Annotated in this window: 10 protein-coding genes and 1 pseudogene; 5 read left to right on the plus strand and 6 right to left on the minus strand. The window is 63.7% G+C overall.

The window, feature by feature from the left end; translation table 11 throughout:
- The first annotated feature begins 325 nt into the window (after window positions 1-325).
- On the plus strand, window positions 326-1,894 hold the full coding sequence (locus AC0L3H_RS15840) for an alkaline phosphatase D family protein (RefSeq protein WP_473586092.1): 1,569 nt from the start codon (window positions 326-328) through the stop codon (window positions 1,892-1,894).
- 267 nt (window positions 1,895-2,161) lie between these two features.
- On the opposite strand, the gene AC0L3H_RS15845 is transcribed toward AC0L3H_RS15840, so the two are convergent.
- Window positions 2,162-2,437 carry a hypothetical protein gene (locus AC0L3H_RS15845; protein WP_236374700.1) on the minus strand — a complete coding sequence of 92 codons (276 nt, stop codon included), beginning with the start codon at window positions 2,435-2,437 and terminating at the stop codon, window positions 2,162-2,164.
- A 200-nt stretch (window positions 2,438-2,637) separates the two neighbouring features.
- On the opposite strand from AC0L3H_RS15845, the gene typA reads away from it, so the two are divergent.
- Entirely contained in the window at window positions 2,638-4,467 is a 1,830-nt protein-coding gene (gene typA / locus AC0L3H_RS15850; RefSeq protein WP_473492470.1) for a translational GTPase TypA, read from the plus strand.
- 61 nt (window positions 4,468-4,528) lie between these two features.
- Here the strand turns inward: typA and AC0L3H_RS15855 are convergent, their stop codons facing one another.
- Entirely contained in the window at window positions 4,529-5,155 is a 627-nt protein-coding gene (locus AC0L3H_RS15855; RefSeq protein ID WP_473586093.1) for a DUF1062 domain-containing protein, read from the minus strand.
- A 395-nt stretch (window positions 5,156-5,550) separates the two neighbouring features.
- Here AC0L3H_RS15855 and AC0L3H_RS15860 point away from each other — a divergent pair, with 395 nt between their 5' ends.
- Complete coding sequence (locus tag AC0L3H_RS15860) at window positions 5,551-6,165, plus strand: LysE family translocator (protein ID WP_023800471.1); 615 nt, start codon at window positions 5,551-5,553, stop codon at window positions 6,163-6,165.
- A 9-nt stretch (window positions 6,166-6,174) separates the two neighbouring features.
- Here AC0L3H_RS15860 and AC0L3H_RS15865 read toward each other — a convergent pair whose 3' ends face one another.
- Window positions 6,175-6,498 carry a YciI family protein gene (locus AC0L3H_RS15865; protein ID WP_091592503.1) on the minus strand — a complete coding sequence of 108 codons (324 nt, stop codon included), beginning with the start codon at window positions 6,496-6,498 and terminating at the stop codon, window positions 6,175-6,177.
- Between the two features lie 160 nt (window positions 6,499-6,658).
- Window positions 6,659-6,826: pseudogene (locus AC0L3H_RS15870) on the minus strand (peroxidase-related enzyme); the annotation flags it as partial.
- A gap of 136 nt (window positions 6,827-6,962) precedes the next feature.
- Between AC0L3H_RS15870 and AC0L3H_RS15875 the strand changes: the two are divergent.
- The gene (locus AC0L3H_RS15875; RefSeq protein ID WP_473586094.1) at window positions 6,963-11,771 is read left to right on the plus strand and encodes an NAD-glutamate dehydrogenase; all 4,809 of its coding nucleotides are present in this window, start codon (window positions 6,963-6,965) and stop codon (window positions 11,769-11,771) included.
- Window positions 11,772-12,053: 282 nt separating this feature from the next.
- Window positions 12,054-13,499: an MFS transporter gene (locus AC0L3H_RS15880; RefSeq protein ID WP_473586095.1), complete on the plus strand. Its 1,446-nt coding sequence runs from the start codon at window positions 12,054-12,056 to the stop codon at window positions 13,497-13,499.
- Window positions 13,500-13,639: 140 nt separating this feature from the next.
- Here the strand turns inward: AC0L3H_RS15880 and purH are convergent, their stop codons facing one another.
- Window positions 13,640-15,256 carry a bifunctional phosphoribosylaminoimidazolecarboxamide formyltransferase/IMP cyclohydrolase gene (gene purH, locus AC0L3H_RS15885; protein WP_473586096.1) on the minus strand — a complete coding sequence of 539 codons (1,617 nt, stop codon included), beginning with the start codon at window positions 15,254-15,256 and terminating at the stop codon, window positions 13,640-13,642.
- Between the two features lie 90 nt (window positions 15,257-15,346).
- Window positions 15,347-17,071, minus strand: coding sequence for a heparinase II/III family protein (locus AC0L3H_RS15890; protein ID WP_473586097.1), 1,725 nt, complete (start codon window positions 17,069-17,071; stop codon window positions 15,347-15,349).
- Between the last annotated feature and the right edge of the window lie 34 nt (window positions 17,072-17,105).

Here is a 17,105-nt window from a genome sequence, read left to right on the forward strand (position 1 = left end):
TGCGACATCGATGGCGTGAACCACCACGAAAGCGCAAATTTCAGTCCATGCCGAAGCTATCTTAGCGCATATGCCCTTGAGGGGGAGATGGCCGCGAAGCGGCCAGAGGGGCCGGTCCGACCGGGCTCGGCCCCTTATCGCAGACGCAGGAGGTTGGCGCTCCACGCGACACGACCCCCTCTGTCGCCTTCGGCGACATCTCCCCCCTCGAGGCGGGAGATTCGCCAGCCTGTTGATCGTCAGAAAACCTTCATGGTTTCGAGATGTGCGTGAAACATTGAGGCTGGACCTTGGCGGCGACGTTTAAGCCATCCAGGAGACAGCCATGAACAAGATTTCGCGCCGCGCTTTTGTCACGTCGGCGAGCGCCGCCGGCCTCGTCGGCGTATCGGGCCTCGCGCTTCCCTATTATTCGCGCGCCAATCAGCGGCCCGCCTTCACCCATGGCATCCAGTCGGGCGATGTCGACGCAACCAGTGGCGTGGTGTGGACGCGGACCGACCGCCCTTCGCGCGTCATGTTCGAAGTCTCGTCGACGGAGAATTTCGCCAATCCCTTGCGCCTTGCGCCGCTCGATACGTCGCCGGCCAGCGATTACACGGTAAAGCGGCTGCTCACCGACCTTACCTCCGACCAGGACATCTTCTACCGCATGGTCGCGGCCGATCTTGCCGACATCAACGCCGTCTCCGAGCCGATCGTCGGCCGCTTCCGCACGGCGCCGGCCTCGAAACGCGACATCCGCTTCGCCTGGTCGGGCGATACCGCCGGCCAGGGCTGGGGCATCGACGACACCGGCATGAAGACTTATGCCACGATCGGCAAGCATACGCCCGACTTCTTCCTGCATTCCGGCGACACCATCTATGCCGACGGCGCGATGAAGGACGAGGTCGAGCTGCCCGGCGGCAGCAAGTGGAAGAACAAGGTCCTCATTGACGAAAAGCGCAAGGTTGCCGAGACGCTGGACGAGTACCGCGGCCAGTGGAAGTACAACATGATGGACAGACATGTGCTGGGGCTCAACGCCATCTGCCCGACCTTCTACCAGTGGGACGACCACGAGGTGGTCAACAACTGGTCGGATTCGAAGAACCTGAGCGCCGACGACCGCTACTCGGAAAAAAACATCCATGTGCTGGCGGCACGCGCGGCACGCGCCTTCCACGAGATGACGACGATCCGCTACGAGCCGTCGGAACCGGGCCGCGTCTATCGCAAGATCGCCTACGGGCCGCTGCTCGATGTGTTCTTCCTCGACATGCGCTCCTATCGCGGCGCCAACGGTCCTGGCATGCAGGATACGGTGACGCCGCAATCGCGCATCCTCGGCGAACAGCAGATGAAGTGGCTGAAGCGCGAACTGGCAAACTCCAACGCGACCTGGAAAATCATCGCCGCCGACATGCCGCTTGGTCTCGTCGTCTGGAACGACGCCACCAACAAGGCCGGCGCCGAGGCCGTCAGCAATGGCGACAATGGCCCGGCCAAGGGCCGCGAACTGGAAATTGCCAACCTCCTTCGCTACATAAAGAATGCCGGCATCACCAACACCGTCTGGCTGACCGCCGACGTCCACTACACGGCGGCGCATTACTACAATCCCGACAAGGCGCAGTTCCAGGACTTCAATCCGTTCTGGGAATTCGTCTCGGGTCCGCTCCACGCCGGCAGCTATGGACCCAATGATTTCGACATGACCTTCGGCCCGGAGCTGAAATTCATCAAGGCGCCAACCGCCGAGCAGGGGCAGAACCTGCCACCCTCGGCCGGCCTGCAGTTCTTCGGCCTCGTCGACATCGACGGCGCCACTGAACAGATGACGGTGCGGCTGATGGATCGCGACGACAATGAACTCTACAAGGTCACGCTCGACCCGGTGCATTCGGCGTGAGGGGCTGAGTCACTTTGTATCAATCCTGGGTGACGTCGCGCTGCCCCTCATTGTCCTGCCGGGCATTTCTCCCCGTAAACGGGGAGAAAGTGGCCCGCATCGAAGATTTCGCTAATCGCGAACATTGCAGAGCCGACATTTAGCGCAGCGGGCTTCTCCCCGTTTACGGGGAGAAGGTGCCGGCAGGCGGATGAGGGGCTGCGCCGGCGTTGGCAAAACTTCAGGAAGGGTCGATCCGACCTTTTCGACAATGTGCGGAAAGCAGTCCTAATCCGGATAGCAAACGGTCGGAATATTGGGCCAAACAGCGCTGTCGCAGTTGGCGGCCTCCTGCCTTTGCTTGAAGGCGGCGCTGACCGGCCCGGTCACCACCGGGTCGACGCCATCGGGAGCGTCGGCAAACAACTGCTCCGCCGTTCGGGTGTCGGACGGCAGGGCAGGCTCCTTCGACGTCGCGGCCGACTGTGCCACGCCTGCCGCAAGCAGAACGGCGAGGGCAGCCCATGCAAGGATTGGCCGGTATCTGATGCCCGTTTTGCTCATGAAATTTGAACTGTCCCGACCGTGAAAGGTTCCGCTTTGGTTAATAATTCAATTTCACACCAAGACGCTTAAGATTTGGTGACCATGTATTTGGTGGCACGCCTCCTCTTTCGCAATTGCGAAAAACCCTGTATGAGCCGCCCAACCGAAAGAGGCAGCGCCTTTTGGCCTGCTGCCTGCAACGCTCCCGAGACCACAACATGAAAATTCGTAATATCGCGATCATCGCGCACGTCGACCATGGGAAAACCACCCTCGTCGACCAGCTCCTGAAACAGTCAGGCTCGTTCCGCGACAACCAGCGCGTTGCCGAACGCGCCATGGATTCGAACGACCTCGAAAAGGAACGCGGCATCACCATCCTGGCCAAGGCGACCTCGGTCGACTGGAAGGACACCCGCATCAACATCGTCGACACCCCCGGCCACGCCGATTTCGGCGGTGAAGTCGAGCGCATCCTGTCGATGGTGGATTCAGCCATCGTGCTGGTCGACGCCGCCGAAGGGCCGATGCCGCAGACAAAATTCGTCGTCGGCAAGGCGCTCAAGGTCGGATTGAAGCCGATCGTCGTCATCAACAAGATCGACCGGCCGGACGCCCGCCACGTCGAGGTGGTCAACGAAGTGTTCGATCTGTTTGCAGCGCTCGACGCCACCGACGAGCAGCTCGACTTCCCGATCCTTTACGGTTCGGGCCGCGACGGCTGGGTCTCGGAAAACCCCGAAGGTCCGAAGGACCAGGGTCTGGCGCCGCTGTTCGACCTCGTCATCGAGCATGTCCCGGCGCCGACCGTCCACCCCGGCCCGTTCCGGATGATCGGCACCATCCTGGAGGCCAATCCGTTCCTTGGCCGCATCATCACCGGCCGCATCGAATCCGGCACGCTGAAATCCAACCAGGCGGTCAAGGTGCTGCATCATGACGGCACCCAGGTAGAAACCGGCCGTATCTCGAAGATCCTGGCTTTCCGCGGGCTCGAGCGCCAGCCGATCGACGAGGCGCAGGCGGGTGACATCGTCGCCATCGCCGGCCTGTCGAAGGGCACCGTCGCCGACACGTTCTGCGACCCGTCGGTGACCGAGCCGCTGCATGCGCAGCCGATCGATCCGCCGACGGTGACGATGTCGTTCCTCGTCAACGATAGCCCGCTGGCCGGCACCGAGGGCGACAAGGTGACCAGCCGCGTCATCCGCGACCGCCTGCTGCGCGAGGCCGAAGGCAATGTCGCGCTGAAAATCGAGGAATCGCCGGACAAGGATTCGTTTTTCGTCTCCGGCCGCGGCGAATTGCAGCTTGCCGTGCTGATCGAGACGATGCGCCGCGAAGGGTTCGAGATCGCCGTGTCGCGGCCGCGCGTCGTCATGCAGAAGGGCGAGAATGGCGAGTTGCTCGAGCCGGTCGAGGAAGTCGTCATCGACGTCGACGAGGAGCATGCCGGCGTCGTCGTGCAAAAAATGTCGGAGCGCAAGGCCGAGATGGTCGAATTGCGCCCGTCAGGCGGCAACCGCCAGCGCATCGTCTTCCACGCGCCGACGCGCGGCCTGATCGGCTACCAGTCGGAACTGCTGACCGACACCCGCGGCACCGCCGTCATGAACCGGCTGTTCCATGCCTACGAGCCTTACAAGGGTGAGCTGCCGGGCCGCACCAACGGCGTGCTGATCTCCAACGAACAGGGTGAATCAGTGGCGTATGCCATGTGGAACCTGGAAGACCGCGGCCCGATGGTCATCGATCCGGGCGTCAAGGTCTATCAGGGCATGATCATCGGCATCCATTCACGCGACAACGACCTCGAAGTGAACGTGCTGAAGGGCAAGAAGCTGACCAACATCCGCGCCGCCGGCAAGGATGAGGCGGTGAAGCTGACGCCGCCGATCCGCATGACGCTGGAACGCGCGCTGGCCTGGATCCAGGACGACGAGCTGGTCGAAGTGACGCCGAAGACCATCCGCCTGCGCAAGCTCTATCTCGACCCGAACGAGCGCAAGCGTTTTGAGAAGTCGGCGAAAGTGGTCGGCGCGGCGTAAGGCCATTTCTTCTCAGCGATTGTGAGGAAGGGAGCACGCGCGTGCTTCCTCCCATTTTACTTTACCCGCCGGCAGCCGAGATGATGGCCTCGCGATCGGATTCGCGGGCCAGATCGATGCGCATCACCGTTCCCGCTCGAGCCGGCTTGCGCAAGGCTTTGGCCCCATCCGGATCAACGACCAGCAGTCTCTTCGCGTCCCAGGCCTGGAGCCGCGATCGCGAGATGTCGAGTTCACCGGCGAGCAACCGGTCGAGCCGCAGCGCTGTCGGCATTTCGAGCCTGAGCTGGAGCCCTAGAGCGGTGGTGTTTTCCGGCCTCTCCCCGAGCACCTGCTTGTGAACGGCGGCTTCAGGAAACTCCTCGACGCGCCCGACCCTGCTTCGCAGTGCGACAGCATCGAAAGCATGGCGACGCGCCAGGGCCGGGTCGTTGCTTTCGAGTGCCTGCAGCAGCGCAGAGTCGATGTCGCGGCGGTTGCACCGCTCCAGAATACCGAAATTCCAGGAATTGTCGCAATCTACGCAGCGATAGATCAGCCACGCATCGATGCGTTTACCGTTGGCGTTGACGCGGAATTTCCCGCTGCTGTGGTAAGCCTTCAGGCTGTTGCAACGGTTGCAGTTGATGTGCGGTCGAGGTGCGGTTTTGGGTGCGATCGTCCAGCGCATACGCAGTGTTGAAGACATGCCGAAAAGCCCTTCCCGTCGGGAAGTTCGTCAGATCGGCGATGTCGAGATGCCCATGCGGGCACGGCGTGGCGAGAGGCTGCGGTGGTCGGGAATCAGATGTCGCGGGTGGTAAAACGCGCCAGCGGTTCAGCAGTGCCAAACCGGTCTCGAACCGCCGCCCTGAGGAACACATAATATGAAACAGACGCTGCGAATGCGGCGCCATGCATTGTGTCGGGGGAGTTGACGAGACCGGCAGTTACGTAGGCAAAGTGAAGCTCGAAATTGTGTCGGGACGAAACTTCTAGCCGCGAGGTGTCGAGCCGACAAGCCTCTTCCTTGATCGATGCTACCGCCGGTGGAGCACTTGCGCTACAATCGAGCGGTCAACCTCTCGAGCAAAGATCCCGGTCATGCACGTCACCTCGCTTTTGATCTTCGCCGCCGCCCTTTTCGTCGCCGCGGGCTCGCCGGGCCCCTCGATTGCCGCCCTGGTGGCGCGGGTTATCGCAAAGGGCTTTCGCGACGTGTTTCCATTCCTGCTCGCCATGTGGATCGGCGAGGCCATCTGGCTGTCGCTTGCGGTGTTCGGGCTGGCGGTGGTGGCGCAGACCTTCCATCTTGCCTTCGTCGTGCTGAAATGGGTCGGCGTCGCCTATCTCGCCTACCTCGCCTGGAAGATGTGGACGGCCCCGGTCGAGGCGCGCGAAGGCGAGATGCCGCGCGAGGAGTCGGCCGTCAAACTGTTCTTTGCCGGCATGGCGGTGACGCTCGGCAATCCCAAGATCATGATGTTCTACCTGGCGCTGCTGCCGACCATCATCGATCTCGCCTCAGTGACGGTCGTCGGCTGGATCGAGCTGACGCTGACCATGGCCGTGGTTCTGGTCGCCATCGATCTGGCCTGGGTGCTGGCGGCAGCGCAGGCGCGAAAACTCTTGAAGAGCAGGCGGGCGATGAAGATCGCCAACCGCGTCAGCGCCACCACGATGGCCGGTGCCGCGGCGGCGATCGCAGCGCGATCCTGAGCCGTTGCATCAACCCATTTCGATGATCGGCGCGATCTCGACGCTGAAACCCGGGTCCTTCAGGATAGGACAATCCTTGGCCTTGGCGACGGCATCGTCGATGTCGTTCGCTTCGATGATTGTGTAACCGGCGGTCGGATTGCTGCCGCCATTGTTCTCGACTTTGCCGCCGGGCAGCACGGTCTTCGACATGCCGACCGGATTGCCACCGTCGACCACGGCCGAGCCAAGCTTGCCGTACCATCCGTTCCAGGCATCCATCGCTGCTTGCCGTTCGGCCTCGTCGGTCGGCATTTTGCCGGAGCCGTGATAGACATAGAGAAATTTCGCCATGTTCTCCTCCGTTGATCTTCCGTTGATCGGCGGGCGTCGAACCGACATGCGGTCACGCCGCAGGGGCAATCATCGGACCAAACCGGCAAAGACGCAACGAGAATGCGAATCACTAATGTGAGGTCCAGTTGGCTCGCAATCGCCATGCTCTTACCGCGCCATCGCCTGGTATGTCGGTGAAGGCATGCAGCTTCGCTTCATCGAAAGCGTAGGCCAAAAGCACGTTGGGAACGAGACCGAGCTTCTCCTCGCATTTGGCGAAATAGGCTTTCGTCGCTTCGCTCAGTTCCGCAGGCGCGAGGTCAAGTGCGACGATTTTGTCTTCTATGGCGGATTTTCTCCTCATTTTCGGTGACCCACCGGCGAATCCCGACATTTCGTCGCAAGCGGTCAAACCTTTGTCGCCAAATATCGGTCATCTGCTACCATAGTCGCAAAACATATGACGGGAGGGATTTAGCGACATGGCCGGCCTGAAATCTGCAAGCCAGTTGAAAAAGATAAGCACGGCCAAGGGCAGCGAGAAACCCGGCAGGCTTGCCGATTACCTGCTGGCCCGTGCGCCGGCCGAAGATGTCGCCGCCTATGACGTCACCGCCCTCGAACGCGCAGCCGATCTCGCCGGACGCGCCGTCGCCAGACACAAGAAGGGCGATTGCGTCGTCGCCATAGAGGTTGATTCCGGTGTCATGCGCCAGGGCAGGCCGATGACGGTGATCACCGTCGTCAACGACAACATGCCGTTCCTGTTCGATTCCATCCTCGGCGAGATCACCGAGAGCGCCGGGGAACCGCTGCTGGTTACCCATCCGGTCATCGTCGTCAGGCACGGCAAGAGCGGCGTCGACGAAATCCTCGGCGATGGCGGGTTCGCCAAGGGCGATCACAGTCATGAACGGCTGAGCGTCATCCACGTCCATATCGGCCGTGTTTCGTCCGAGCAGGCCGAGGCATTGGCTGACCGGCTGAAGAAAATATTGGGCCAGGTGCGCGCCGCCGTCACCGACTGGAAGCCGATGCTGGCCCGCCTCGACCAGGCAATCTCCGAGTTCCGCTACGCTCCGGTGCCGCTCGACAAGGCCAACGTCACCGAAGCGATCGCCCTCCTCGAATGGCTGCGCGACGACAACTTCACCTTCCTCGGCATGCGTGAGTTCAAATATACCGGCGGCGAGAAGAGCGGCACCCTGGAGCGCACCGAAAAGCCCGGCCTCGGCATCCTCTCCGATCCCGACGTGCTGGTGCTGCGGCGCGGCACCGAAGCGGTGTCGACGACGCCGGAAATCCGCGCCTTCCTACACGGGCCGGAACCGCTGATCGTCACCAAGGCCAATGCCAAATCGTCGGTGCACCGCCGCATCTATCTCGATTACATCGGCGTCAAGACCTACACCGCCAAGGGCGTGCTTGCCGGCGAGCTGCGCATTGTCGGCCTGTTCACCTCGACTGCCTACACGCGCTCGGTGATGAAGATCCCCTATCTCAGGTCGAAAGCCGAAACCATCATTGCCAAATCCGGTTTCAACCCTGAAGATCACTCCGGCAAGGCACTGATCAACGTGTTGGAGAGCTATCCGCGCGACGAGCTGTTCCAGGTTCCGGTGCCGATCCTGCGCAAGCACGCCGAAGCCATTCTGGGGCTGATCGAGCGGCCGCGCGTCAGAGCGCTGGTGCGCGCCGATCAGTTCGACCGCTTCGTCTCGATCCTCGTCTTCGTGCCGCGCGACCGCTACGACAGCGTTGTACGCGAGAAGATCGGCACCTATCTCAAGACGGTGTTCCAGGGCCGGCTGTCGGCCTACTACCCGGCCTTTCCGGAAGGCGGGCTGGCGCGCGTCCATTTCATCATCGGCCGTTCCGGCGGCAAGACGCCGAAGGTCGACCAGGCGACGATCGAGGCAGCGATCCGCGCAATCGTGCGGACCTGGGACGACATTCTGCGCGAGACCGCGGCCGAGACCGGCGCCGATGCGGCGCTCACGGCGATCGCCTCGCGCTTCTCGGGAAGCTATCGCGACAGCTTCTCACCGGCGGAGGCGCTGGCCGATGCCGGGCGCATCGCCAGGATCAGCGCGGCCAATCCGATCGCCATCGACTATTATCGTCATGCCAACCAGGAACCGCATCAGGCGGCGCTGAAGATCTATCACCATGGCAGCCCGGTGGCGCTGTCGCGGCGGGTGCCGGTGCTGGAGAACATCGGTTTCCGCGTCATCAGCGAGCGCACCTTCGAGGTCGGGGACGAGGCTTCCGGTATGATCGATAGTGATCAGCCGGGCATGGTCTTCATCCACGACATGGAGCTCGAAAACAGCTACGGCAAGCCAATCGACCTTGGCGACCGCGGCGCGCTGTTCGAGGACGCGTTCCTTTCCGTCTGGCGCGGCGACATCGACAATGACGGCTATAATGGCCTTGCCCAGACCGCCGGCCTGTGGTCGGGCGAGGTTTCCATCCTGCGCGCCTATGGCCGCTATCTGCAGCAGGCCGGGATTCCGCAAAGCCAGGATTTCATTGCCGCCGCACTCAACCGCTATCCGCAGATCGCGCGTGGCCTGCATGAGCTATTCGTCGCTCGCCTCGGACCGACGGCGCAGACGGAAGGGGTGGTCGCGGCCAGGCACCTCAAGGCCAAGGTCAGGGATGCGCTGGAAGAGGTTCCCAACATTGATGACGACACCATTATCCGTCGCTACCTCAACCTGATCGAAGCATCGCTGCGCACCAATCATTTCGTTCCCGATCTGAAGGAGAAGGGCCAGTCGCTGGCGATCAAGCTCGACTCGCAAGCGATCGACGGCCTGCCGGCGCCGCGGCCGTGGCGGGAGATCTTCGTCTACGGGTCCGAGGTCGAGGGCGTGCATCTACGCTTCGGCCCGGTCGCCCGCGGCGGCCTGCGCTGGTCGGACCGCGCCCAGGACTACCGCACCGAGGTGCTCGGCCTGGTCAAGGCCCAGCAGGTCAAGAATGCCGTGATCGTGCCGGTTGGCGCCAAGGGCGGTTTCTATCCGAAGAAGCTGCCGATGGGTGCCGGTCGCGACGCCATCTTCGAAGCCGGCGCGTCCGCCTACAAGAATTACGTCTCCAGCCTGTTGTCGATCACCGACAATATCGGCCTCGACGGCGTCATTCCGCCAGATGGGGTCGTGCGGCGCGACCAGGACGACCCCTATTTCGTCGTCGCCGCCGACAAGGGCACCGCAACCTTCTCCGACACCGCCAATGCCATCAGCGAGAAGCATGGCTTCTGGCTCGACGACGCCTTCGCCAGCGGCGGCTCGGCCGGCTACGACCACAAGAAGATGGGCATCACCGCCAAGGGCGCATGGGAAGCGGTCAAGCGGCATTTCCGCGAGATGAACCGCGATATCCAGGCCACACCCTTCACCGTTGTCGGCGTCGGCGACATGTCAGGCGACGTGTTCGGCAACGGCATGCTCCTGTCCGAGCAGACCCGGCTGATCGCCGCCTTCGACCATCGTGACATCTTCATCGATCCCGCTCCCGACATGGCAGCTTCGATGGCCGAGCGCCGGCGCATGTTCGCCCTCGCCCGTTCGAGCTGGCAGGACTACGACAAGACAAAACTGTCCGAAGGCGGCATCATCGTCTCGCGCAGCCAGAAATCGATCACCCTGCCGCCGGCCGCGGCCGCGGCGATCGGCCTCGGCAAGACGACCGCCTCGCCGGTCGAGATCATGAGCGCCATCCTCAAGGCGCCAGTCGACCTTTTGTGGTTCGGCGGCATCGGCACCTATCTCAGGGCATCGACGGAAACCAACCAGGACGCCGGCGATCGCGCCAACGATGCTATTCGGGTGACTGCGCTCGAAGTGCGCGCCAAGGTCATCGGCGAGGGCGCCAATCTCGGCGCGACGCAGCGGGCCCGCATCGAGTTCGGGCTGAATGGCGGGCGCTGCAATTCCGACGCCATCGACAATTCGGGCGGCGTCAACTGTTCCGACGTCGAGGTCAACATCAAGATCGCGCTGGCTTCCGCCATGCGCAAGGGGGCGCTGACCCGCCCAGCGCGCAACAAGCTTCTCGCCGAAATGACCGACGAGGTGAGCGCGCTGGTGCTGTCCAACAATTACGAGCAGACGCTGGCGCTGTCCCTTGCCCGCAAGCGCGGCCTTGCCGATATCGCCCATCAGAGCCGTTTCATGGCAGCGCTCGAGGCGCGCGGCCTGCTCGACCGCAATGTCGAAGCTCTGCCGTCGCCGGCAGCCCTTGCCGAGCGCGAGACGCGCGGCGAGCCGCTGACCAGGGCCGAGCTCGGCGTGCTGTTGGCCTATGCCAAGATCGTGCTGTTTTCCGACATCGTCGCCAGCGACGTGCCGGACGATCCGCATTTCGACCGTGACCTGATGGGCTATTTTCCGGACCGTATGACGAAGAAATTCGCGGCCGAAATCCATGGCCATCGCCTGCGCCGCGAAATCATCGCCCGTGTCGTCGCCAACGATCTGGTCAATCGCGGCGGCCCCCCCTTCGTCAACAGGCTGCAGGAAGCAACCGGCCGCAGCACGGCCGACGTGGTCCGGACCTTCGCTGTGGTGCGCGACGGCTTTGGCTTGCCGGCGCTCTATCGCCAGATCGACGCGCTCGACAACCAGATCGACGGACAGGTGCAGCTCGACCTTTATCAAGCCGTCAGTCGGCTTACCTATGTCGCCAGCGGCTGGTATCTCAAGAACGATACCAGCACCGCTCCGCTCGGCCAACGGATCGCCGAATTGCAGAACGCCCGCAAGGCACTGGAGCCGAAGCTCCCTTCGCTGCTTCCGGCCTTCTCGCGCGAGCGGATAGAGGAGCGGCGGCATGGTCTGGCCAAGGGCGGCGCGCCCGAACAGCTGGCAGAACATCTGGCGCTGACCGATGTGGCCGGCGTCGTGCCTGACATCGCGCTGACGGCCCGAACGGCGAATGCCGACATCATCGCCGCCGCGAAGGCGTTTTTCGCGGTCAGCGATGCCTTCCGCATTCCGCGCGTCGAGGATGCGGCGCGCTCGATCGCGCCGTCCGACTACTACGATCAATTGGCGCTTTTCCGCGCCACCGACACGATCGGCGCAGCCAGGCGCGGCATCGCCGTGGCGGCGCTCACCGGCCATGCCGGGGCGGCGGACCCGGTGGCGGCATGGCTGGAGGCCGGCGGCGAGAGGGTCGGGCGCATCCGCGAGCGGCTGCAGGCGCTGACCGAGGGCGGCGACATCACCGTGTCGCGGCTGTCGGTGGCATCGGGGCTGATCAGCGACCTGACGGCGCTGTGAGCTGTTCACTTCACAAGGCCGGCGCTGCCCCTCATCCGGCTGCCGCCACCTTCTCCCCGTATAGTGACGGGGAGAAGGAACTTGCTGCAATGCCAGCGCCTTTTCTGCAACGGCAGCCGTTCGCGAAACCGCCGATGACAATGTCTTTCTCCCCGTCCCTATACGGGGAGAAATGCCCGGCAGGGCAATGAGGGGCGGCGCGGCCCCTGTCATTTGCGTGAGCACCGGAAACATGCAGACATGGCGCCGGTCGCAGGCCAAGCGAACGGGGCAGGAGCGCATATGGCCGAGGTAGCAGTGCAGCGAGCGCCGGAACGCGGCATCTGGGGATGGATGCTGTTCGACTGGGCAGCACAGCCGTTCTTCACCGTCATCACCACCTTCATCTTCGGTCCTTATTTCGCTTCGCGCATGGTTCTGGATCCGGCTGCCATGCAAGCTGCCGAGGCAGCCGGTCCAGCCGCAGTTGAAGCTTACGTCGAATCCCAGCATCTACTTGGCCTGACGGTCTGGGGTTGGAGCATCGCCGCGGCGGGACTGGTCATTGCCGTTTTGTCGCCCATATTCGGGTCGATCGCAGACCAGACCGGCCCGCGAAAGCCGTGGATCGCGTGCTTTGCCGCGATCAAGATCACGAGTCTTTGTTTGCTCTGGTTTGCCGCGCCGGGCTCAAATCTGTTTCTTATCGCGGCTTTGTTTTCGCTTGCGTCGGTGGCGGCGGAATTCTCGACGGTGTTCAACGATTCGATGATGCCGCGCCTGGTTCCGAAGAGCGAAATCGGCCGCATCTCGAATATGGCCTGGGGTCTTGGCTATCTCGGCGGCATGATCGCGCTGATCTTCGTCGTCGCCTTCATGGCGGGTTTGCCGGAGACCGGTAAGACGATCGTCGGTCTCGACCCGCTCCTCGGTCTCGACCCGATCTTCGGCGAAGACGCTCGGGCGACCGGACCACTGTCGGCTGGCTGGTACTTGCTGTTCATCCTGCCGATGTTCTTCTTTACCCCGGATGCCGCCAAAGGCATTCCGATCGGGCCGGCGGTGCGCGAGGGGCTGTCGGAGCTGAAGTCGACACTGGCCGAAGTGCGCCAGCGCAGCGGCATCTTCCGCTTCCTGGTCGCCCGCATGATCTATCAAGACGGCGTCAATGCGCTGCTTGCGCTGGGAGGACTTTTCGCGGCAGGGATGTTCGCCTGGTCGATCACCGAGATCGGCCTGTTCGGCATCATCCTCAACGTCGTTGCCATCGTCGGCTGCTGGATCGCCGCCCGTCTCGACACGGCGCTCGGCTCCAAGGCCGTGGTGATGATTTCGCTGGTTATGCTGTCTGTCGCGACAATCGGCATCGTCTCGACCGGACCGGGTTTCACGCTGCTCGGGATGCTACAGCTCTCCACCGCCGATTCGGGCGGCCTGTTCGGCACGGCGGCGGAAAAGGCCTACATTCTTTACGGCTTGCTGATCGGCCTTGCCTTCGGGCCAGTACAAGCCTCGTCACGCTCCTACATGGCGCGTAGCGTCACCGCGGCCGAATCGGGCCGCTATTTCGGCATCTATGCACTGGCCGGACGGGCGACCAGCTTCCTCGCGCCGTTTCTGGTGTCGACCATAGGCTGGGTAAGCGGTTCGCAACGGCTCGGCATGGCTGTAATCGTGCTGTTCCTCGGTGTCGGCCTGGCGATCCTGGTCCGCACGCCGTATCCGGCAGACAACCCGACGGCGGAGTGAGCTTACCCTCCCCCTTGTGGGGAGGGTCGATCCGCGAAGCGGAGCGGGGTGGGGGGCGGCGCTGCCCCCACCCCGTCTCACGAACTTTGCTTCGCAAAGATCGTTCGCGGCCCCTCCCCACAAGGGGGAGGGTAAGGCGCCTAATGCCTGAAATGCCTGACGCCGGTAAACACCATGGCGATGCCGTGGGCGTCGGCGGCGGCGATGACATCGTCGTCGCGCATCGAGCCGCCCGGCTGGATAACGGCGGTAGCGCCGGCTTCGATCGCAGACAAAAGCCCATCGGCGAACGGGAAAAAGGCATCCGAAGCGACGACAGAATTCTTGGTCAGCGGTTCGGCCAGGCCGCCTGCCTCGGCCGCGTCGAGCGCCTTGCGCGCGGCGATGCGCGAGGAATCGACCCGGCTCATCTGGCCGGCGCCGATGCCGACGGTGGCACCGTCTCTGACATAGACAATGGCGTTCGACTTGACGTGCTTTGCGACGCGGAAAGCGAATTTGAGATCGGCCATTTCGGCCGTTGTCGGCGCCCGCCGGGTCACCACTTTCAGGTCGAGGTCGTCGACCACCGCATTGTCGCGGCCTTGGACGAGCAACCCGCCGGAAACAGATTTCACAGTGGAGCCGGCCGCGCGCGGATCGGGCAAGCCGCCGGTGACCAGCAAGCGCAGGTTCTTCTTGGCGGCGACGATGCGGATTGCTTCGTCCGAGGCGCCCGGCGCGATGATGACCTCGGTGAAGGTTTTGACGATCTCTTCGGCTGCCTCGGCATCGAGGGTGCGGTTCATCGCGACAATGCCGCCAAAGGCCGACACCGGATCGCAGGCAAGCGCTTTGGCATAGGCCGCCTTCAGCGAAGCGCCCGCGGCGACGCCGCATGGGTTGGCGTGCTTGATGATGGCGACGGTGGCGGAGCGCGCCGGATCGAACTCGCCGACCAGTTCGAAGGCGGCGTCGGTGTCGTTGATGTTGTTGTAGGAAAGCTGCTTGCCTTGAAGCTGGCGCGCCGTCGCGACGCCCGGTCGCTTGTCGCCATCGACGTAGAAGCCGGCGCTCTGGTGCGGGTTCTCGCCGTAGCGCATCACCTGGTCGAGCCTGCCGCCGAAGGCGCGCCAGGTGGGATGCTCGATCTCCAGCGCTTCGGCGAACCAGCCGGAAATCGCCGCATCATAGGTCGCGGTGCGGGCGAAGGCCTTGGCCGCCAGCTTCTTGCGGAAATCCAGCGAGAGCGAGCCGAAATTCATCTCCAGCGCGTTGAGCACCGAGGCATAGTCCTCGGGATCGGTGACGATGGCGACATAGGCGTGGTTCTTGGCGGCGGCGCGGATCATCGCCGGGCCGCCTATGTCGATGTTCTCGACGATCGACGCGTAAGCGGCGCCGGAGCGGCGGACATCCTCGAAAGGGTAGAGATTGGAGACGACGAGATCGATTGGCTCGATGCCATGATCGCGCATCGCCGCGACGTGTTCGGGATCGTCGCGCACGCCGAGCAACGCGCCATGCACGGACGGATGCAGGGTCTTGACGCGGCCGTCCATGATCTCGGGAAAGCCGGTGAGTTCGGAGACGTCGCGCACAGCCAAGCCTGCCTCGGCGATCGCCTTTGCCGTGCCGCCGGTGGAGACCAGCTCGACGCCGGCAGCGGCCAGCGCCCTGGCGAAATCGATGAGCCCGGTCTTGTCGAAAACGGAAAGCAGCGCGCGACGAACGGGAACGAGGTCGGGCGCGGGAATGTTCTTGGCGGCGACGGCCATGGGCTGGCGGCCTTTCACGGCTGGTTGGGACAGTGTCCGCGCGCCGTAGCACATGAGGCCTGGAAATCAAACTGCGGGGCTACCGCAGTCTCAGCTTTTTGCCGGATGACCGGCGATGGCCGTCCGTGTCAGTTGCCAATGGACTTCGGAAATCTCTGACGCCTTGAAGGCCAGCACGATCTGCCGGCTGCGGCGCGGCCCGCCAAGGCCGGCGAAATAGATGGATTCCTCGACCTCGGGCGCCACCTCGGTGCAGGTGAACACCCATGTGTCGGCTTCATCGGCGGTCAGCACCAGACGGTCGTGCTCGTCCTTGAGCAGGCCTATGTCGGGATGGATGTGGAAGCGCACGGTGACGAAATCGCGGCCGTTGTTACGGATCGCAGCATTGCCCGGCCGCAGAAGGCGATCCCTGCCGGCGAGCACATTGCCGTTCATCGACAATTTCAGTTCGCGCTCATGCAGCAAGCCGAAGCGCGCGACATAGCCGTCATGGCGAGCCAGAAAACCCTGGCTGCCTGGCTGGTCGGTGCGCTTGCAAGGCACATGCTGCGGGCCGCCGATCAGCGGCGTGCCGAGCAGATCGTTGACGCGCAGCGAGTGGCTGAAACGCGCCGACGAGGTGTCGTTGATGGTGGCGGTCGAATGGGCGGCCGTGGCGCGGGCAAGCGGCCGGAATTCGGCGGCGCCATAGGTGTCCACGCCGGCGTTGACGATATAGTGGCGGCGGCCGGAAGACAGCTCGAAGGAAAGGCATCCGGCGTGCGCCGCGTTGGAAACATCGATGCGCGGTGGCGGGCCGGTATCGGCGATCACGGTGACGCCGCCCATGGAGAGGCGCTCGTAGCCCGAATGCGGTGCGTGCAGCAACGGCGCGCCGGCGGTGTCGTCGTGGCGCAGAATGGTGGCGATGCGGTTGTGGATGGTCGCGCCCATGCCGTTGAAGCGGGCGAGGCTGCCGTCCTGGTGGCGAAAGAAACGCAGCGCTGGCAGCATGCGATCGATGGCGCCCATCAGCGCCGCCGGCGGCGTTTCGGCCTGATTGGCATAGGTCTGGCGCAGCGGCAGAAGGTCGGCGAGGATTTCAAGCACGGCCATCGGATTGCGGGAAATATGGCCGCCATCCGGCAGAATCTGACGGTCGAGCTCCTCGGCGAGGTTGCGGGTCGCGCCACGCAGCGCCGACGCCGGCGCCGGTAGCGACAGAGCGGCAAAGGCAAGCGCGATGCGGGCGCGCAGCCTGTCCTTGCCGTCCGGCATCTCGCGTGCCATCGCCCTGAGATAGCGGATCTGCATGGCCAGCGATTTCAGGAAGGCCCGGTAGAAGGGAAATTCAGCACCCTGCAGCACCACCGAGGAATGCTGCAGCCAGGCAATGACGCGCTTGGCCGTCGTGCCGGGCTCCCAGGCGACACCGGAAATATTGCTGCCATGAATGGCGATCCAGTCGGAGACCAGCGCGCGGGCATTGGCGGCGGCAAGCTCGGTACCGGCGGCGCGCATATGGCGCAGCCAGCGAAAGCCGTGCAGGGCCTTTTGCCAGCCGGGATTGGCCACGGCGATCTGGAAGGGCGACTTGCCGCCGGTTTCGACCAGATGTCCCGACAGCGGATAGCGGCCATAATAAATCTCGAGCGCGATCTGCCGGTCGGCCAGGCGCAGGTCCGGCGGCGCGATCAACACCCGTTCCGGTGTGCGGCCGGAGTAGCGCCAGCGATGGATCGGCCCGCCACGCAGGCGCCGGCGCGTCTTGCGCCAGAACTCCTTCGCGACGAGCGTCCATAGACGCGTCGTGCTGCCGGCAGCGATCGCCAAAAGCCCTCCTCATAGCGCCCAATCCGAAGACAAG

Source organism: Mesorhizobium sp. WSM4816 (assembly GCF_055811535.1).